The organism is Shewanella sp. SG41-4 (assembly GCF_014164505.1).
Lineage (GTDB): Bacteria > Pseudomonadota > Gammaproteobacteria > Enterobacterales > Shewanellaceae > Shewanella.
Genome location: NZ_JACJFI010000053.1, coordinates 1 through 20,175, shown reverse-complemented (window position 1 = coordinate 20,175; position 20,175 = coordinate 1). Strand labels below are relative to the sequence as shown.

Annotated in this window: 16 protein-coding genes and 1 pseudogene; 12 read left to right on the top strand and 5 right to left on the bottom strand. The window is 41.6% G+C overall.

The features are described from left to right. Nucleotides 1-99 precede the first annotated feature (99 nt). Complete coding sequence (gene ubiG, locus H5202_RS07435; RefSeq protein WP_182771521.1) at nt 100-822, bottom strand: bifunctional 2-polyprenyl-6-hydroxyphenol methylase/3-demethylubiquinol 3-O-methyltransferase UbiG; 723 nt, start codon at nt 820-822, stop codon at nt 100-102. 387 nt (nt 823-1,209) lie between these two features. Between ubiG and gyrA the strand changes: the two genes are divergently transcribed. Next, entirely contained in the window at nt 1,210-3,939 is a 2,730-nt protein-coding gene (gene gyrA, locus H5202_RS07430; RefSeq protein WP_182771520.1) for a DNA gyrase subunit A, read from the top strand. A gap of 177 nt (nt 3,940-4,116) precedes the next feature. Then, nucleotides 4,117-5,208 carry a 3-phosphoserine/phosphohydroxythreonine transaminase gene (serC, locus tag H5202_RS07425; RefSeq protein ID WP_182771519.1) on the top strand — a complete coding sequence of 364 codons (1,092 nt, stop codon included), beginning with the start codon at nt 4,117-4,119 and terminating at the stop codon, nt 5,206-5,208. 158 nt (nt 5,209-5,366) lie between these two features. Here serC and H5202_RS07420 read toward each other — a convergent pair whose 3' ends face one another. The 3 genes from H5202_RS07420 to H5202_RS07410 form a co-directional block, all read right to left on the bottom strand. Continuing rightward, nucleotides 5,367-6,446: a methyltransferase gene (locus H5202_RS07420; RefSeq protein ID WP_182771518.1), complete on the bottom strand. Its 1,080-nt coding sequence runs from the start codon at nt 6,444-6,446 to the stop codon at nt 5,367-5,369. A gap of 213 nt (nt 6,447-6,659) precedes the next feature. Continuing rightward, on the bottom strand, nt 6,660-8,021 hold the full coding sequence (locus H5202_RS07415) for an aromatic amino acid transport family protein (protein WP_182771517.1): 1,362 nt from the start codon (nt 8,019-8,021) through the stop codon (nt 6,660-6,662). A gap of 782 nt (nt 8,022-8,803) precedes the next feature. Further along, a complete protein-coding gene (locus H5202_RS07410) occupies nt 8,804-9,994 on the bottom strand; it encodes an amino acid aminotransferase (protein WP_182771516.1) in 1,191 nt (396 codons plus the stop codon). A 486-nt stretch (nt 9,995-10,480) separates the two neighbouring features. Here H5202_RS07410 and aroA point away from each other — a divergent pair, with 486 nt between their 5' ends. The 9 genes from aroA to H5202_RS07365 all read left to right on the top strand — a co-directional run bounded on the left by aroA (nt 10,481) and on the right by H5202_RS07365 (nt 18,659). Next, complete coding sequence (aroA, locus tag H5202_RS07405; RefSeq protein WP_182771515.1) at nt 10,481-11,761, top strand: 3-phosphoshikimate 1-carboxyvinyltransferase; 1,281 nt, start codon at nt 10,481-10,483, stop codon at nt 11,759-11,761. Nucleotides 11,762-11,944: 183 nt separating this feature from the next. Beyond that, the gene (gene cmk, locus H5202_RS07400; protein WP_182771514.1) at nt 11,945-12,634 is read left to right on the top strand and encodes a (d)CMP kinase; all 690 of its coding nucleotides are present in this window, start codon (nt 11,945-11,947) and stop codon (nt 12,632-12,634) included. 114 nt (nt 12,635-12,748) lie between these two features. Next, nucleotides 12,749-14,416 (top strand): 30S ribosomal protein S1, encoded by a 1,668-nt coding sequence (rpsA, locus tag H5202_RS07395; RefSeq protein ID WP_182771522.1) that lies wholly within the window; start codon nt 12,749-12,751, stop codon nt 14,414-14,416. 77 nt (nt 14,417-14,493) lie between these two features. Continuing rightward, complete coding sequence (gene ihfB, locus H5202_RS07390; protein WP_182771513.1) at nt 14,494-14,781, top strand: integration host factor subunit beta; 288 nt, start codon at nt 14,494-14,496, stop codon at nt 14,779-14,781. A 122-nt stretch (nt 14,782-14,903) separates the two neighbouring features. Continuing rightward, nucleotides 14,904-15,200, top strand: a complete 297-nt coding sequence (locus H5202_RS07385) for a LapA family protein (RefSeq protein ID WP_336244784.1) — start codon at nt 14,904-14,906, stop codon at nt 15,198-15,200. A gap of 1 nt (nt 15,201) precedes the next feature. Next, nucleotides 15,202-16,362: a lipopolysaccharide assembly protein LapB gene (gene lapB / locus H5202_RS07380; protein ID WP_182771511.1), complete on the top strand. Its 1,161-nt coding sequence runs from the start codon at nt 15,202-15,204 to the stop codon at nt 16,360-16,362. Between the two features lie 67 nt (nt 16,363-16,429). Further along, nucleotides 16,430-17,128, top strand: a complete 699-nt coding sequence (gene pyrF / locus H5202_RS07375) for an orotidine-5'-phosphate decarboxylase (RefSeq protein WP_182771510.1) — start codon at nt 16,430-16,432, stop codon at nt 17,126-17,128. A gap of 109 nt (nt 17,129-17,237) precedes the next feature. Further along, nucleotides 17,238-18,080, top strand: a complete 843-nt coding sequence (locus H5202_RS07370; protein WP_182771509.1) for an SDR family oxidoreductase — start codon at nt 17,238-17,240, stop codon at nt 18,078-18,080. A gap of 27 nt (nt 18,081-18,107) precedes the next feature. Beyond that, nucleotides 18,108-18,659 carry a DUF2058 domain-containing protein gene (locus H5202_RS07365; RefSeq protein WP_182771508.1) on the top strand — a complete coding sequence of 184 codons (552 nt, stop codon included), beginning with the start codon at nt 18,108-18,110 and terminating at the stop codon, nt 18,657-18,659. Nucleotides 18,660-18,731: 72 nt separating this feature from the next. Here the strand turns inward: H5202_RS07365 and H5202_RS07360 are convergent, their stop codons facing one another. After that, entirely contained in the window at nt 18,732-19,679 is a 948-nt protein-coding gene (locus tag H5202_RS07360; RefSeq protein ID WP_182771507.1) for a hypothetical protein, read from the bottom strand. A 291-nt stretch (nt 19,680-19,970) separates the two neighbouring features. Here H5202_RS07360 and H5202_RS07355 point away from each other — a divergent pair. Beyond that, nucleotides 19,971-20,175, top strand: a pseudogene (locus tag H5202_RS07355) (acyl-CoA dehydrogenase); the annotation flags it as partial.

Sequence of the window (20,175 nt, the reverse complement as noted above, 5' to 3'; positions counted from 1 at the left end):
TAACAATAGACACTGCAAGCCCTTTATAGCGTTATTGGCACAACATAACGCTATTGTGGTGCATTCACATTGAAATGTTGAAAAGAATCACCTGGATGATTAATCGATTTTTTGAGTGGCTATCATATAGTTAACATCGACACTTTTAGTGTACTTAAACACACCCGACAATGGATTGTAGGTAATTCCCAGCGCATCTTTACACAATAAGTCGGTGTTATCGACCAATGCCATCAGTTCCGATGGACGTATGAACTTACTGTGATCGTGGGTGCCAATTGGCAGCATTTTTAATAAATACTCGGCACCGATAATCGTTTGCAAATATGACATCATATTACGGTTGATGGTCGAGAAAAACACAAAACCATTAGGTTTAACCATGTCACAACAGGCTTGAATAACCGATTGTGGATCGGGTACATGTTCGAGCATTTCCATGCAAGTGACTACATCGTAATACTCGCGGTGGGTATCACGATGTGCTTCGGCTGTTGTTTTGAGGTAATTGACAGTAACGCCAGACTCTAAGGCATGCAGTTTTGCGACTTCAAGCGGCTCGCCGCCCATATCAATACCGTCAACGTGGGCGCCAAGGCGTGCCATGCTTTCTGATAAAATGCCGCCACCACAGCCTACATCTAAGACTTTATTTTCGAAAATGCCATTAGCGGTTTGATCAATGTAATTTAAACGCAGGGGATTAAGTAAATGTAATGGCTTGAACTCGCCATTGAGATCCCACCAAGTTTGTGCCATGGCTTCAAATTTTGCGATCTCTAGTGGATCCACATTGGGTGTCGATTGTTCAGCGTGTGACATAACTTAACCTGAGTGTGTATTAAAGTATGGTCGCTATTATAGCGATAACCTTTGCTATTAATAGTCAACAATGGCTTTTGGTGTTCTCGCTTGCTCATAAAATATCCATTTAAGCGAGGGAAATTGTCGTTTTGTGTTATCAAGTGCTTAAAGCATCGGCAAATTAATGGTTATTGTTGCTAAAATTTAGTCATATATTAGCTAATGAATAAACTAAATTAGCTGAAAATATTAGCTTTTTTATAATTTTTAAGAGTGATAGAGCATTTGGCTGGTCTTTGCTCTGGCGACATTAAATATCTGTGTTAGAATGCCAAATCACGTTTTTAAGCTAGATAATAATATGGAAGTTTTATTGTCAGCTCACTTTAGGGGAACGCGCAGTTTATGACTGATCTGGCATCATCTATTTCGCCAATTAACATCGAAGACGAACTTAAAAATTCTTACCTTGATTACGCAATGAGTGTAATTGTAGGTCGTGCATTACCTGACGTCCGTGACGGTTTAAAACCAGTTCACCGTCGAGTATTGTTCGCAATGAGCGAATTAAAAAACGATTGGAACAAACCATATAAAAAATCCGCTCGTGTCGTTGGTGACGTAATTGGTAAATATCACCCACACGGTGATACTGCTGTATACGATACAATTGTACGTATGGCGCAACCGTTCTCGCTACGCTACACATTGATTGACGGACAAGGGAACTTTGGTTCGGTCGACGGTGACTCTGCAGCGGCGATGCGTTATACCGAAATCCGCATGCAAAAGTTGGCGCATTCATTATTAGCCGACCTTGAAAAAGAAACTGTGGATTTTGTGCCTAACTACGATGGCACAGAGATGATCCCTGCGGTATTACCAACACGCGTACCGAACTTATTAATCAATGGTTCATCTGGTATTGCGGTCGGTATGGCCACTAACATTCCACCACACAATTTAACAGAAGTGGTGAAAGGCTGTTTGGCGTTAATCGAAGAACCAAGTTTATCGATTGAACAGTTAATGGAATACATTCCAGGTCCAGATTTTCCAACAGCAGCTTCAATAAACGGTCGTAAAGGCATCATCGATGCTTATCACACTGGCCGTGGCCGCGCTATCATGCGCTCTAAAGCGGATGTTGAAACTGACGAGAATGGTCGTGAACGTATTATTGTTCATGAAATTCCATATCAAGTTAACAAAGCCCGTTTGATTGAAAAAATTGCCGAGCTTGTTAAAGATAAAAAATTAGAAGGTATCAGTGGCCTACGCGATGAGTCTGATAAAGACGGTATGCGTATTGTTATTGAAATCAAACGTGGTGAAGTGGGTGAGGTTGTACTAAACAACTTATATTCTCAAACACAAATGCAGTGTTCTTTTGGGATCAACATGGTGGCATTGACTAATGGTCAGCCTAAATTGTTTAACCTTAAAGAAATGCTTGAGTGTTTTATTCTTCACCGTCGTGAAGTGGTCACTCGCCGTACTGTATTTGAACTGCGTAAAGCCCGCGAACGTGCTCATGTTCTTGAAGCACTTGCCATTGCATTGGCTAACATCGACCCTATTAGTGCGCTTATTAAAGCCTCACCTACACCTGCAGAAGCCAAAGCAAAATTGGTTGCACAAGGTTGGGAATTAGGTCATGTACAAGGCATGCTTGAAAAAGCTGGCGATGACGCTGCACGCCCTGAATGGTTAGAGCCTGAGTTCGGTATCCGTGACGGTCAGTACTATTTAACCGAACAACAAGCACAAGCGATTTTGGAATTACGTCTGCACCGTTTAACCGGTCTAGAACATGACAAAATCCTAGCTGAATATGAAGAGCTTTTAGTTCTGATTGCAGGTTTGTTATTCATTCTTCGTACTCCATCTCGTTTGATGGAAGTGATTAAAGAAGAACTTGAAGAAATACTTGAGCAATACGGTGATGAGCGTCGCACGATTATCAACGCTAACGAAATTGATATGAGTCTTGAAGACTTAATCAATGAAGAAGACGTTGTAGTGACCTTGTCTCACTTAGGTTATGCGAAATACCAAGTACTGTCTGATTACCAAGCGCAGCGTCGTGGTGGTAAAGGCAAAGCGGCAACTAAAGTAAAAGATGAAGACTTTGTTGAAAAGTTATTGGTGGCAAACACCCATGACACCATCTTGTGTTTCTCTGACTTTGGTAAGATGTACTGGTTAAAAGTGTATCAATTACCATTGGCAAGTCGTACTGCCCGTGGTCGTCCTATTGTTAACTTATTACCACTGTCTGACGGCGAGCACATTACTGCCATTCTACCGGTCCGTGAGTACGCAGATGATAAATTTATCATCATGGCTACAGCACATGGTACCGTTAAGAAAACAGCATTAACTGCATACAGTAACCCTCGTGCAAACGGCATTATTGCGGTGAACTTAAAAGACGGCGACCAATTAATTGGCGTTGATATTACTGAAGGTAGTGACGACATTATGTTGTTCTCTAACGAAGGTAAAGTGGTTCGCTTTAATGAGAAAGCGCGTGATTCAGAAACCGGTGAAGTGAAGATTGATGCTGAAACTGGCGAAGAAATCATTGCACTACGCCCAATGGGCCGTACCGCTACCGGTGTTCGTGGTATTAAACTTGATGCGGGCCAAAAAGTGGTGTCGTTAATTGTGCCTAAAGGTGACGGAGCAATTTTAACCGTAACTGAAAATGGGTACGGTAAACGTACAGAGCTAAGTGAATACCCAGCGAAGAGCCGCGGTACTAAAGGCGTTGTGTCGATTAAAGTCAGTGAACGTAACGGTGAAGTCGTCGGTGCTGTTCAAGTAGGTACTTTTGACGAAATCATGTTGATCAGTAATAAAGGCACCTTAGTGCGTACTCCTGCTGAAGGCGTATCGATTATTGGTCGTAACACTCAAGGTGTGACTATCATCCGTACCGCAGAAGACGAGAAAGTCGTTGGTTTGCAGCGTATTGAAGAAATTCAAACTGAAGAGTTGTTAGACGAAGAAGGCAATGTTATTCCAGCAAGTGATGTTATCGATGCTGAAGTGACAGATGCTGAGTCAACTGACGATGTTGAAGCAACAGATTCAGACGAAGCCAAAAACGAAGATGACGAACAAGAATAATAGATTACTCTTGTTGTAGATATCCTCGAACGGGCGCCTTTATGGCGCCCGTTTTATTTTACGGAATAAATTTCATCAAAATAGGTAAATAAAGGCCTATTCATCAACCCGTAAAATACTTACTATTACGGTTAAATTGTTATTGTCTATATTGATTATTTGTCAAAGGAGTTGTCTGTGAGCGCGATTTATAATTTCTGTGCTGGACCTGCCATGTTACCTCAAGCTGTAATGCAAAAAGCACAACAGGAATTAATTGATTGGAATGGCCTAGGCGTCTCCGTGATGGAAATCAGTCATCGCAGTAAAGAGTTTATTGCGCTGACCGAGCAAGCAGAGGTGACATTACGCAAATTGATGAACATTCCTGCTAATTACCATGTGTTATTTATGCACGGTGGTGGCCGAGCTCAATTTTCTAACATAGTGAATAACTTTCTGGGCGATAATGGTCGGGCACTTTATTTGGTGAGTGGTCAGTGGTCATCGGCAGCGGTAACTGAAGCAAACAAATTGGTAGGCGAGCACAATATTGACAGTATCAATATTGTTGAACAGATCAATGGACTGAATCAGGTTAAATTGCCGGACTTAACGGCAATTGATAAAGATTATCGCTATGTGCACTATTGCTCAAATGAAACCGTAGATGGTATCGAGATTTTTGAAGAGTTAGACAGCCCATGGCCAATTGTTGCTGATTTATCATCGACCATCATGTCGCATGAGATTGATGTCAGCAAGTACGGCCTTATTTATGCCGGCGCGCAAAAGAACATTGGTCCATCAGGCTTGTCGATTGTTATTGTGCGTGACGATATGCTGAAACTGCCGAGTCTGCCGCAATCATCTGTAATGGATTATCGCGTTGCCGTTGAGCATGGTTCTATGTTTAATACACCGCCAACGTTTGCTTGGTATTTAGCCTCTGAAGTGTTTGCGTGGTTAGCCGCAAATGGCGGCATAAGTGCGATGGCTGAAGTGAACCAACAAAAAGCTGCGTTACTGTATGCTTGTATCGACAGCAATCCGTTTTATAAAAACGGTGTAGTACCACAAAACCGCTCACGCATGAACGTTACTTTTCAACTGGTCAATGATGCCTTAGACGGTGAGTTTTTAGCACAAGCGGAGCAGGCTGGGTTAGTCGCGTTAAAAGGTCATCGTATTGTCGGTGGAATGCGTGCCAGTATTTATAACGCCATGCCGCTAGCGGGTGTGCAAGCCTTAGTGGATTTTATGAATAACTTCGCCGTAAAGCACAGTTAATTCGAACCGCTTATTTATTTAACGTAAGATCGGCTTAATAAAGAAAAAGCGAATGCCAAACAGCATTCGCTTTTTTTATGTCATCAATAAATGTGTATTTTATCGCTATATTACTGATCGAACATCTTGCCACTGGCCATACTGGTCTGGGAATTCTGTTAATTCATCGGCTTTAATTTACAGCGCAGTAAAGTATGGCCTAGGCCAATGTTGTCGATGTCTTCATCAACATACAAGCCTGCCTCATTGATCATTTTAAGCATATCTTTACTGTGATACATCCGGCTATTGCCATTGGCAATCGCGGTAAAATACAAAGAGGTTGCGTTAACGCAATAGGCACCAGCTTCGTGGGGTTGTCGATCCCAATACGTCTCTAATATACACAGTTCACTGTCAGGTTTCATTGCCGCCACAGTGCGTTGAAGAATAGTGATGATTTGTTGTTTAGAAAAACAATCTAAAAATTGACTCATCCAATATAAATCACCACCTTGGTAAAAAGGCTTGTCGTTATCGAGTAAATCTGTTTCAAACGGATGAACACGATCTGCAACCAAATGAGTGTTGGCATTTTTCATTGCAACAGCAAGTTGCCCCGGTAAATCCATAATGGTGACGTTGACGTTTTTATTATAATGGGTGCAGGCAAATGCCCATTTACCGGTATTGCCACCCACATCAATAATATGCGCCGGATTGGACTTGAATATCAAAGGCAATAAACTGTCAAAGGCATGGTCTGAATAATAATGATCAAACTCGAACCAACTTTTTTTAGTTTGTTCAGGTAGCTGACTTAACCCCGGGTAAATAGTGTCCCAATCGCCAAAGTGTTTTAGTCCTATTGCTTTGCCTTGCTTAAGTGAATCGTCAAGGTCAAACAAGCCTTGATAGCAAACATCATGAATGAAGTTTAGATTTTTTGCGGCCATATCATCATGGAGTAAGAAATAACCCGTTTTATCAAGTCGATAACGATCATCCTTACACCAAAAAATGCCCATACTTAATCCCATATCGAGCAATACGTGAATGGCATATTCAGACAATTCAACCTGTTGCATCAGTTCAATTAAGCTAATACCTTCATCACCGGCGTCATCAACCTTTGTGAGTATGCCAAATTGACTTAAGCAACGAGCGACTTGAAAACTTACCGGTGCAAAGGCTATTTTTTGTGCTTCAAACTTAGCATCAAATGCAGACAATTTTTTTGGGGATTGGTAAAAAGACATTAACTGAATTAACTCAAGGGAAGGAGGTGATATGGGTTTTATAGTAGCAAGATAATGCTAGTAAGGTTTTGAGCTACTTCTAGTTTTTGTTTTTTGATAAATGTACAACAGTAGAAGTTGAAGGATAACACTACATTTTGACTGAGTCTTTTATACAAAACTCTGCCTCAATGAATCATTCGAGCGGGTGTGCTCCCGCTCAAATTATCTTATTTAACTCAGTAAACCGAAAAGAATGGCGGTCATAGACAATAAACCGGTAATGACGACGAATATGTTACTTAATCGTCCTCGGTAAGCTTTTAGTGCAGGTACTCTGTATATCGCATACATTGGCATTAGATACAAAATTGCCGCAATCACCGGGCCACCAAGCGCTTCAATCATTCCCAGAATGCTTGGATTCATAATTGCCACAGCCCAAGTGGTGATAAACATAAATCCTAAAATAAATTTATCAACTTTTGTGCTGTTTTCTGGCTTGCTGCTATCAGGTAGTTGTTTAATAATTATGCCTTTTAACCCTTCTGTGGCGCCCATATAGTGACCGAAGAAAGATGAAATAATGGCGATGAAAGCTATCACAGGGGCAAAATAGCTGATAAAGCCACTTTCATGCACGTTGGCAAGATAAGACAATATTGGCAAGTTATCGGCCTTCGCTTCTAATAATTGCGCCGGTGTTAACGACAGTACACAAGAGAACACAAACAACATCACAAATCCCACTAGCATAATGGCCGTATTACGTAGGATGACATCGGCTTTATGAGAGGCATTAGCGCCGTGTTCTTTTTTGAGAGAAACCGAGAACTGTGAGATAGCGGGCGAATGGTTAAAGGCAAATACCAACACTGGGATGGTTAACCAGACAGTACCGAAAAAATTCGTTGTCGAAGGCACAACCATTAATGCATCAAACTTCCAGTCTGGTATGAGATACAAAGACATAAAAGCAAGGATAGCGACGAGTGGATAGACTAATAACCGCGTCACGGAGAGCATAAATTTTTCTCCCGCAACCATCACCGACATCATGCCTAAGATGAGCATGCCCGAAAGAAGCCAGCGTGGAATACCACTGACTTTATCGATTATTTGCCCGCCAGCTTCCGTCAGTGCAGGCGTACCGTCGAGTAAAATTCTTGGGACGTCGGTAAACATGCCTAATTGATTAATAATGAAACTGTCGACGGTATTGGTTATCCCGACACCATAGATTAATACGATTGGATATATGGCTAAAAAATACAGCCAAGTAATCGCTTTACCCGCTCCTGTTCCAAAATGTTCTTCAACAACCTGAGTGATGTCACTGCCTGGAATCGCTGATGAGCATAAGAATCGAGATAATCCACGGTGAGCCAGATAGGTCATTGGGCCTATCATGAGTGCCATCAACACTAATGGCCAAAAACCACCCATTCCAGCATTAATAGGTAAAAATAAAATTCCAGCGCCAACCGCGGTGCCAAACAAGCTCAACATCCAGGTTGTATCCTGACGTGACCAACCCGTACTTGAAACAACGGCTGACACGGGGATCTCTTGTACACTTATGGCTTTATTTTGCATGACGGTTTCACCTTCCTGATTTGTTAAATTCAGCGTCAGGCTATCTCTTTTTTAGAAAAATTAAACAGTTACAGTGTCATTATGTTAATAATGTTTATGTAATGGGAGCTATCTCCCGATGACCGTAAATTAAAAACTACAAGCGGCTTCAATTCATATACAACCATCACCTACAGCATTAACAATGCAGTTACGTGTGCCTAAATACCAATAATTAATGATGTTAAGCATTAGCCATATAGACTCACCTCAGTAAGATGAGTTGTTTCGGTTTGGCATGTATAACGTCACCAGAAGCCATTAATAACAGGGGCGGGTAAGTTAACCTCAGCAGGATTAACAAATGGAGTTGGTAAGGGATTTATACCATTTCCATTAATTATGCGACCAATCAGAGTCGCTCAGACTGTTCAGTTTGAGGCGCATTGTTGAAACAATGGTTATTCCCTTTTAAAGCAATGCAACAAAGAAATAGACTGTCTGAGCGTCTCCTGCAAGGCGGGTTTCTGTGCCTTCTATGCTGCTTAATAGCATTTTGACGAAGAGCAACTATGCCTACAATCCTATTATTTGCCTAGAAGGCACAGAATTCCCGCTGAATGACCAGATAATTAGTGGAATTGGTATTACATCAAACTGTAAACTTGATAGCGGTTTATTACCTCGTTTCAAGGTAAATTCGGGAACAGGTACTTTTATAAACTCAAAAATAAAACAGGTCGCTATAAGCGACCTGTTTATGAGGTAATGTTATTCACTTATCATTATCTAAATAAAATTGGTTATAACACTGCCGCAATAGATTTTGCTAAATAATCAACGTTCGTTTCACTAATACCGGCAATACTGATTCTGCTTGAACCCACCATGTAAACACTGTACTGCTGTTTAAGGATTGCTACTTGTTCTGGCTTAACACCTAAAAATGAGAACATCCCTTTTTGGCGGGCAATAAAACTAAAGTCACGGTCAACACCATTGGCTGCTAATTGATTAACCAACATTGCGCGATTACCATTAATACGGTCACGCATGACTTTAAGCTCGTCTAACCATTGTTGCTTGAGAGCTGGGTTGCCTAAAATGGTCTCAACAATCGCAGCACCGTGTGCTGGCGGCATAGAATAAATGCAGCGCACAACGTATAACAATACTGATTGAGCAACATCTACAGTGGCGCTGTCTTTAGCAACAATTGAGCAAGCGCCAATACGTTCGCGGTATAAGCCAAAGTTCTTCGAGCAAGAGCTGCATAAAATCATGCTTTCAACTGCGGCAGCCATTTGACGTACGCCATAAGCATCTTCATCAACGCCGTCACCAAAACCTTGATAAGCCATATCAATTAATGGTGTAAAGCCTTGCTTCACCGTAACCTTAACCACTTCATCCCATTGCTCAGTGGTTAAATCCATACCGCTTGGGTTATGGCAGCAAGCATGTAATAACACCACGTCATCTTTACCAATGGTATTTAACGTTGCTAGCATTTGATCAAATTTAAGGGTTTTACTGTCGTAGTCGTAGTACGGATAGGTTTTAACTGTAATGCCAGCTGCTTCAAATAAACCTGTGTGGTTTGCCCATGTTGGGTCGCTTACCCATAAAACAGCATTAGGATTACAACGTTTAATAAAGTCAGCCGCTACGCGCAGAGCACCGGTTCCGCCAGGGGTGGACACTGTACGAACTCTGTTAGCCAGTAATGCACTGTGGCTGGTACCAAAAGCTAATTCACCCATAAGTTGGTTGAAAGACGCTGAGCCTGTCGGGCCGATGTACACTTTGGTTGTTTCTGTGTCTAAACGAATTTTCTCAGCGGCTTTTACACAATCTAGAATAGGTGTATGGCCAACAGGATCCTTGTATACGCCCACACCTAAATCGACTTTATTTGGGTGGCTGTCTTCGCGGTATTGAGTCAATAAGCCTAAAATAGGATCGGCAGGCATCGCGGTTAAAGAATTGAACATGAATTGACCTTCTTATTTAAAATTACAGACATTAGGGCGAAATAAGCTAACAAGATATGCATTATGGTCTTTAGCATAACGTGATTTACATCAATAAAGAACTGCTAAATCAGCTGTAATGGGATATTTGCAACAGGGTTATTTTGATTTATGGCAACTAAGCCTGACAGCCGAATTAACCTTTGTAACGGTCCTATTTGCCAATAAAAAAGCGCTAAAGATAAAAAATTTTCAACTTGAGCATAAAAGTCGCCTAAAACACAAAATAACGGTTGAATCCTTGCTGACAATCAGTAACGTAGGGCTACGAAGAATTATTTAGTCAATTATTAGCAAACTGTATCGAAACATTGCCAGTGACATGTATTTGTCAGGTGTTGCACCGACCCGCATCACATTACTTATGTCACGCTTATTTCCGGCGAAGCCTTTTACTCATATCGATCGATAGACGTTTAATGAGTGCAACACTAAAGAAGAGTATTAATGAAACAACTGCGTCTAGACCAAATTACTCGCATGAATGGCGAAATTAACATTCCAGGCTCTAAGAGCATTTCAAACCGCGCGCTGTTATTAGCGACCTTAGCACAAGGTAAAACCACGCTGACTAACTTACTCGACTCTGATGACATTCGTTATATGTTGGCATCATTAAAGCAGTTAGGTGTGCATTACCAGTTGTCTCACAATAATACAGTATGTGAACTAACAGGTTTAGGTGGTGCAATTTCATCTGTGGATCCACAACGTTTATTTCTTGGCAATGCGGGTACCGCAATGCGACCATTATGCGCTGCACTGACGTTAGGCCATGGTGAGTTTACCTTAACAGGCGAGCCGCGTATGGAAGAGCGCCCAATTGGTGATTTAGTCGATGCGCTGCGTCAATTAGGTGCCGATGTCACGTATCTTAAAAATGACGGTTTCCCACCGTTAACGATTAAAGCAACTGGCTTAAATGGCGGTGATGTTGACATTGCCGGTGATTTATCAAGCCAGTTTTTAACGGCATTACTAATGGTCGCGCCACTGACCAAAGATAGCGTAAACATTAATATTAAAGGCGAGCTTGTCTCTAAGCCTTATATTGACATCACCATCGCGTTAATGAAGCAGTTTGGTGTTGAAGTTATCAATCACCAATATCGACGTTTCGAAATTAAAGCCGGTCAACAATATGTGTCACCAGGTAAAGTTCTGGTAGAAGGTGACGCTTCGTCGGCATCTTACTTCCTCGCTGCGGGTGCTATTCAAGGCGGCGAAGTTAAAGTCACTGGTGTGGGTCGTTTAAGTATTCAAGGTGATGTTAAGTTTGCGGATGCATTAGCCCAAATGGGTGCAGATATAGAGTGGGGCGATGATTTCATTATTGCCAGAAAATCGAGCCTCAGTGCTATTGAAATGGACATGAACCATATTCCTGATGCCGCAATGACCATTGCAACCGCGGCATTATTTGCTAAAGGCACCACAAAACTGACCAATATATACAACTGGCGCATAAAAGAAACTGACCGCCTAGCGGCTATGGCCACTGAATTACGTAAAGTCGGTGCGACAGTTGAAGAAGGCCATGACTATATTACCATCACACCACCTGCAGAATTAAATACTGCAGCAATTGATACCTATAATGATCATCGCATGGCAATGTGTTTTTCAATGATGGCTTTTGCCAATTGCGGTATCACTATCAACGACCCAGATTGCACATCTAAAACATTTCCAGATTATTTTGCTCAATTTGCACAACTGGCAAAATAATATTACAACGTGGAATTAAAACAGACCCTTTAGTGCATCAGGTATGTGCTAAAGGTCGATCTTGGTTTTAATAACCGAAAATTCATCAGTAATTAACATTTTTTTGTTATACAATGCGCGCGCTTATTTTGTTGATGAACCCTTTATCTTTTCAAGGAAGATAGATTATTTTCGGAGGAAATTATGTCTGAACGATCTCCAGTGATCACAGTAGATGGCCCAAGCGGTGCAGGGAAAGGGACGATATGTCAATTGTTGGCACAACATTTAGGGTGGCATTTGTTAGACAGTGGTGCGATTTATCGTGTTTTAGCCTTAGCCGCTATTCATCATGATGTTGGACTAGAAAACGAAGAAGCACTGACTTTGTTAGCTGCACACCTAGATGTTCAATTTTTGACAGGTACCGAGTCTGATGCCATCAAAGTGATTCTCGAAGGTGAAGATGTAACCACCACCATTCGGACACAAGAATGCTCGAATGCTGCCTCAAAAGTTGCCGCATTGCCGCGTGTTCGTGAGGCACTACTACGTCGCCAACGTGCATTTTGTGCCGCTCCAGGCTTAGTTGCCGACGGACGCGATATGGGCACAGTGGTTTTTTCTAAAGCACCAGTAAAAATATTTTTAACTGCGTCTGCTGAAGAACGTGCGCAAAGACGGTATAATCAGTTGCAGGACAATGGCTTCGATGTTAAAATCGATCGCCTTTTAGCTGAAATTATTGAACGAGACGACCGTGATACTAATCGCGCCGCTTCGCCGCTAGTCCCAGCTGAAGATGCCCTTGTTATTGATACAAGCGGCATAGGTATTGAAGATGTATTGAAGCAAGTTCTTGAATACGTTGGACAAAAAATTACTGTCTCATAAGCGAATTGTCGTTTATTGTGCAGTAGGTATTCGTGTCATGGATGATCCGAATAATATTACTAGACTCCACATCTAGGATGGATGGTGGTTTATTTAATGAAAGTAACCCAAAACATGACTGAATCTTTTGCTGATCTATTTGAACAATCCCTTGAAACTCTAGAGTTCCGTCCAGGTTCTATCGTCCGTGGTACTGTTGTTGCCATCGAAAACGGTATGGTACTTGTTGACGCAGGTCTTAAGTCTGAAAGCCCAATCAATGCTGACGAATTCAAAAACGCACAAGGCGTTTTAGAAATTCAAGTTGGTGATGAAGTTGACGTAGCCCTTGACTCTGTTGAAGATGGCTTCGGTGAGACTCAATTGTCTCGCGAAAAAGCTAAGCGTCATGAAGCTTGGATCGTTCTAGAAAAAGCGTACGAAGATGCTGAAACTGTAATCGGTATCATCAATGGTAAAGTTAAAGGTGGTTTCACTGTTGAATTAAACGGTATCCGTGCCTTCTTACCAGGTTCTCTAGTTGACGTGCGCCCAGTTCGCGACACAGCTCACTTAGAGTACAAAGAATTAGAATTCAAAGTTATCAAGCTTGATCAGAAGCGCAACAACGTTGTTGTTTCTCGTCGTGCAGTTATCGAATCTGAAAGCAGTGCTGAACGTGATACTCTTCTTGAGAATCTACAAGAAGGTCAAGCTGTTAAAGGTATCGTTAAAAACCTTACTGACTACGGTGCATTCGTAGACTTAGGTGGTGTAGACGGTCTTTTACATATCACTGATATGGCTTGGAAGCGTGTTAAGCACCCATCTGAAATCGTTAATGTTGGTGACGAAATCAACGTTAAAGTTCTTAAGTATGACCGTGAGCGTACACGCGTATCACTAGGTCTTAAGCAACTTGGCGAAGATCCATGGTTAGAAATCAGCAAGCGCTACCCAGAAAGCACACGTCTTACTGGTCGCGTAACTAACCTAACTGACTACGGTTGTTTCGTTGAAATCGAAGAAGGTGTTGAAGGTTTAGTACACGTTTCTGAAATGGATTGGACTAACAAGAACATTCACCCATCTAAAGTTGTTAACTTAGGTGATGAAGTTGAAGTGTTAGTACTAGACATCGATGAAGAGCGTCGTCGTATTTCTCTAGGCCTTAAACAGTGTAAAGTTAACCCATGGGATGACTTCGCAACTCGTTACAACAAAGGCGACAAAGTATCTGGTAAGATCAAGTCAATCACTGACTTCGGTATCTTTATCGGTCTTGACGGTGGAATCGATGGTCTTGTTCACTTATCTGACATTTCTTGGAACGGTACTGGCGAAGACGCAGTTTCTGAATACAAGAAAGGCGATGAGATCCACGCTGTAGTTCTTTCAGTAGACCCAGAGCGTGAGCGCATCAGCCTAGGTGTTAAGCAAACTGAAGATGATCCATTCAACGCATACTTAGCTGACAAGAAGAAAGGCACCGTAGTTCACGGTACTGTTTCTGCTGTTGACGCAAAAGGTGTTACAGTTGAATTAGCAGAAACAGTTGAAGGTTACATTCGTGTAGCTGACATCTCTGCAGACCGCATCGAAGATGCATCTACTGTTTATTCAGTTGGTGATGCAATCGAAGCTAAGTTCATGGGTGTAGATCGTAAGAACCGTTCTATCAGCTTATCTATCAAAGCGAAAGATGAAGCTGAACAGAAAGAAGCGATCGCTACTTTGAACAAGCAAGACGATGTAGTAATGAGCAGCGCAATGGCAGAAGCCTTTAAAGCAGCTCGTAAGTAATCGAAAATCGTCTGTTGTATGGGGACGTGGTCCCCATTAGGCGACTGTGTTTGGCTTGATAATATGGGATAGCTAAGATGACAAAATCTGAACTTATCGAAAAACTCGCCACTAGGCAGTCGCAACTGTCGGCGAAAGAAGTGGAAAGTGCAATCAAAGAAATGTTGGAGCAAATGGCAACAACATTAGAAACCGGTGATCGTATAGAGATCCGTGGATTTGGTAGTTTTTCACTTCACTATCGTGCACCACGTATGGGTCGTAATCCAAAAACAGGAACCTCTGTTGACTTGGAAGGCAAATATGTACCGCACTTTAAGCCGGGAAAAGAACTGCGCGAACGTGTCGATGCTGTTAATTGTTAATTAACGCTTGAATAAAAAGCCTCCAATTGGAGGCTTTTTTGTATCTAATGGCAGTCAATGCTGGTCAGCTCAGTAAATTTCTTGGATAATCATTATATTGATGCACCTTCATGGAGAATAGCGTGAGATCATTTATTATTGTTGTACTTGTCGGATTATTGTTTGTTTTAGCTTTATTATTTGGCGCTAAAAATGAACAAGTTGTCACCTTAAGTTACTTTATTGCTGAAGGGCAGTATCGATTGCCTATGGTGCTTGCTGTGGTATTTTTTAGCGGATTTATTATCAGCTGGATATTTGCAAGCTACCATATTGTTAAGTTAAAAATCGCGTTACGTAAAAGTAACAAAGCACTTAAAAAGTATACTGCTGCGGATGCAATTAGTGTTGTTGTGACTCCTAAGGATCAAGCAGCCTAGTATGCTAGAGATCTTGTTCTTGTTATTGCCTATCGCTGCCGGTTATGGATGGTACATGGGACGACGCAGTATTCGTCATAGTGATAGCCAGCAGAGTAAAAAATTAAGCCGAGATTATTTTACTGGGCTTAACTTTTTACTGTCGAATGAGTCTGACAAAGCGGTCGATCTATTCATAAGTATGTTAGATGTTGATGATGAAACTATCGACACCCATTTATCATTAGGTTCGTTATTTCGTAAACGTGGTGAAGTTGACCGTTCAATACGTATTCATCAAAATTTGATTGCAAGGCCCAGCTTAACCAATGAGCAACGTGACATTGCTATGATGGAGCTAGGTAAAGATTATATGGCAGCAGGGTTTTATGACCGCGCCGAAGAAATTTTTATTAACTTAGTCAGTCAAGATGACCACAGTGAAGAAGCTGAAACACAACTGTTGTTAATCTACCAAGTGACTAAAGAGTGGCAAGACGCCATCAATATCACTAAGCGCCTACCTCGTAAACGTCAACAAGTGCTTAAATGCACCACGGCCCATTTTTATTGTCAGTTAGCTGATGAAGCCAATAATGACGCTGAAAAAATCAAAAAACTACAACAAGCCATCAAACAAGACGCCCAATGCGGTCGTGCTTGGTTAACGTTAGCGAAAATGTATCTCGATGCAGGCCAATTTGAGTTATGTAAACAGGCGCTACAAGAGCTAAAAGTGGCTGATATCAATTTATTTGCTGATGGTGTTTCCATTGCAAAACAAGTATATCGCGACACCAAAGATCCAACAGGCTTTAGTGAATTACTTGCTAAAGCTATTGCCGATGGCGCGGGTGCTAGTGTCGTTGTAGCGTTAGCCGAACATCAAATAAGTCTTGGCCAAAATCAAAGTGCTGAAACTATGATGCTGGATAACCTATATAATCATCCGACCATGAAAGGTTTTCAGCACTTAATGAAACTACACATTAAGCAAGCTGAAGAAGGGCAAGCAAAACAAAGTTTATCAATGCTAGAACAACTCGTTGAACAACAAATTAAATTTCGCCCTAGTTATCGCTGTACTGAGTGTGGTTTTCCCTCTCACGGTTTATATTGGCATTGTCCGTCTTGTAAACAGTGGGGCAGTATCAAGCGTATCAAAGGTCTCGATGGTGAATAACGTCGCCATCAAAAGATAGAAACCCTATAATAGACGCATAATACAAGCTATTGCCGCTGGAGTCCTAATGAGTGATAAATCCATTGTAGTCGCCCTCGACTATGACAATAAAAACGACGCATTAACCTTTATTGATAAACTTGACCCAGATATCTGTCGTTTAAAAATCGGTAAAGAGATGTTTACTTTATTCGGACCCGATCTGGTTAAAGACATCCACAGTCGTGATTTTGATTTATTTCTTGATTTGAAATTTCATGATATTCCCAATACCGTTGCAAAAGCCGTTGCCGCCGCCGCCGATTTAGGCGTGTGGATGACCAACGTACATGCAAGTGGCGGCTTAGCCATGATGCAGGCAGCTAAAAAAGCATTGATACCATTTGGTGACGACGCACCATTATTGATAGCCGTTACGGTATTAACATCGATGTCAGATGAAGATTTAGTGTTACTTGGTATTAATGTCCCAGCGTTTGAACATGTGCTGCGCTTAGCCAAATTGACTCATCAAGCAGGGTTAGACGGGGTTGTGTGTTCGGCTCAAGAAGCTAAATTGCTTAAATCATCATTTGGACAAGACTTCACCCTGGTTACACCGGGTATTCGACCTGCAGGCACAGATGCTGGTGACCAACATCGTGTCATGACGCCACCACAAGCTATTGCGGCAGGGTCAGATTATTTGGTGATTGGTCGACCTATAACTCAAGCAGCCGATCCATTAGCAGCACTTAAAGCTATCTATCAATCACTGCATGTTTGATATGTTGTCGCGGTAACGGTTGAATTGACTTAATCAAGGCACCTGTTCAATCTAGCTGTAAAGATAACGTATCTGCATTAACCAAATCACACAGAAATAAGGGATGACTATGTTTGATGAAAAAGGGTTTGATGAAAAAGGGTTTGATTACACCGGTAAAAATGTTGTGGTGGTGGGTGGTACATCTGGAATAAACCTTCAAGTAGCCATTCAATTTGCTACAGCCGGTGCCAATGTTGCGGTCGCGAGTCGCAGTATCGATAAGGTCAATGCCGCAGTAGAATTGCTTACACAAGCTAATCCGAACGCCAAGCATTTAGGCGTAAGTTTCGATGTTCGTGACAACGATGCATTAACGGTTGGTTTTACCAAAATTGCAGATCTCTACGGTCATATAGACGTATTAGTGAGTGGCGCTGCGGGTAACTTTCCCGCCAGTGCGGCAAAACTGTCTAATAATGGTTTTAAATCGGTTATCGATATTGACTTAATTGGCAGTTTTCAAGTGTTGAAACAAGCTTACCCATTGTTATCACGCCCGAATGGCAGCATTATTCAAATTTCCGCACCACAAGCGTATATCGCGATGCCGTTACAAGTGCATGTTTGTGCCGCTAAAGCTGGAGTCGATATGTTAACTCGCACATTAGCACTAGAATGGGGCGTTGAAGGGATACGAATTAACTCTATCGTACCAGGCCCAATAGCAGATACCGAAGGCTTTAACCGCTTAGCGCCAAGTGATGAAATGCAACAGCGAGTGGCCAATAGTGTGCCGCTAAAACGCAATGGTAAAGGTCAAGATATTGCTAATGCAGCTTTGTTCCTTGCATCTGACATGGCGTCATACATTACCGGTGTTGTTTTGCCTGTTGATGGTGGTTGGTCATTGGGTGGGGCCAGTATTGCAATGACAGAATTAGGCGACATAGCCGCCAAGCACGGTTTATAAAAATCGATAAATTTAAAGGTAAATACCATGGCAAATGCATTACAAGATCAACTGCTTAAAGCAGGTCTTGCCAGTAAACAGAAAGTCCGCGACGCAAAAACACAGAAACGTCGTGACAAAAAAGCCAAAATTGATGACGGCAGTTCAGAGCTCAAGCAACAAATTGCCGAGCAAAAATTAGTGCAAGCGAAAAAAGATAAAGCATTGAATGAGCAACGCTTTGCGCAAGCATCTGAAAAAGGTCAAGTCCGTGGTTTAATCAGTGAGTTTTCTAAATTTGCAATTACTGTTGCGCGAGATGCTGAGCTTAAGTTTAACTTCACCTTAGAAAATAAGATTTATTCGGTTTATATTACCGATAAAATTCAAGCTGATTTACTCAATGGCAGTTTAGGCATAGTCCGTTATGAAGATAAAACCTACATCGTACCGCATAAGCTTGCAGAGCGAGTGAAGCTACTCGTTCCACAATGGTGTGGTTATTTATGGGATAAAGCGGCTAAAGATTCTGTTGAGCAGGTAAGTGGAGTCGATGATCCATATGCAGATTATGCAATTCCAGATGATTTAATGTGGTAATTGGCCATCCTTAACCATTTATTATTAACCATTAACAAAAACGCCTCTATTTAGAGGCGTTTTTGTTTGCTGTTAACCAATACTTTGCCTGTCGGTATGACTCTGCTTGGCCGTTAACGCGATCACTTGCTGACAATAAGCAAGGTGATGGCGGATAGTGTCTAAGTATTGTGATGCTTGATTATCAATAAGGTACCAATAACTGGCTGTTTGTGGATATTGATTATAAAACAATGACTCGGCCATGATGAGATCGCTTTGGTTGGCATAGGTTAGCCATTGCACGCTAGGTAAGTTACTCAATGCGGCTAACAACGCATATTGCACATCAAGATTATCTGGTTGCTCTGTTGTCACTTGCAAGGCTAAGCGCTGGGCAATTTTAAATTGCGGATCAGAATTATCTGGGGTTAATACATCATTTTGGCGTCGACGAACTGCATCACTCAATAGTATTTCAAACGGATTAATATCAACAGGTTCAACATCATGTATCAATAAAGTAGATGCATCATCTACAAATAATTCGGGCCACTGAATATTATTACTGGTGAGTTGCAAACCTAATGCGATACGACGTTCACCTAACCAATTATGCACCATACAAGGCAAATGCTCTGAAGCCGGCATGTCATTGGGTCTCGCTAAAGACGGTAACAAAGACATACGTTGTACATTGACCTGTTTTGCCATCAACGACATCAATAGAATGGTCACCAATCCCGAAGATGGCCAGCAATTAAGTTGGCTATCGAGTGTTTCACCTACCTCAGTGAGTAATGAGACTAATTGATTATCATCGAGACTATTACTTACAACAAAGGCTTGATGTGAACCAGCATAAGGACCATTACAAATGTTTATGACGCTATCGGCATCATGTTCAGTTGCGTTGAAAATAAATGTATGACCCATTTCGGCGGGCTGCCAATCGCCATGTGCATTGCCAATAATAGTGACTTGTTGATAGTGCTCAGATATAGCAGATGATCGGGAGGTCTCGTCAGTACGTGTATGCATAAAGTGCCGTTCGCTATAGTCTAATTCTAAGGGGTAGATCTATTGGGTCATCAAATCAAGATCTAAGGGTCACAGATCTCAATCAAATAAGCTGTTAACTCAAGGATCCTACGGGTAATTGTAACTCATTGGAACCCTATCGGGCTGAGAAACATAAACTATTGAGATAAAGGCTGACATGAGTCGAGATTCGTCAAATTATGGTTAGATAATTGCTAAAAAGCTTTTCTTTTTGTCACACTTTAGTATAAATTAAAACAACTGTTTTAATTATTTGTTTAAGAGACTCTTATGAACCCATATCAAGCCCCATTGAAGGACATGCAATTCTTGTTGGAACAGGTATTTGATGCCCAAGCTACGTGGGAACAACTTCCTGCTATGGCAGATGTTGTCGACATGGATACTGCATTAGCCATTCTAGATGAAGCGAATAAGATTAGTCGTGATCTGCTTCATCCTTTAAATCGCAGTGGTGATGAGCAAGGTGTGGTTC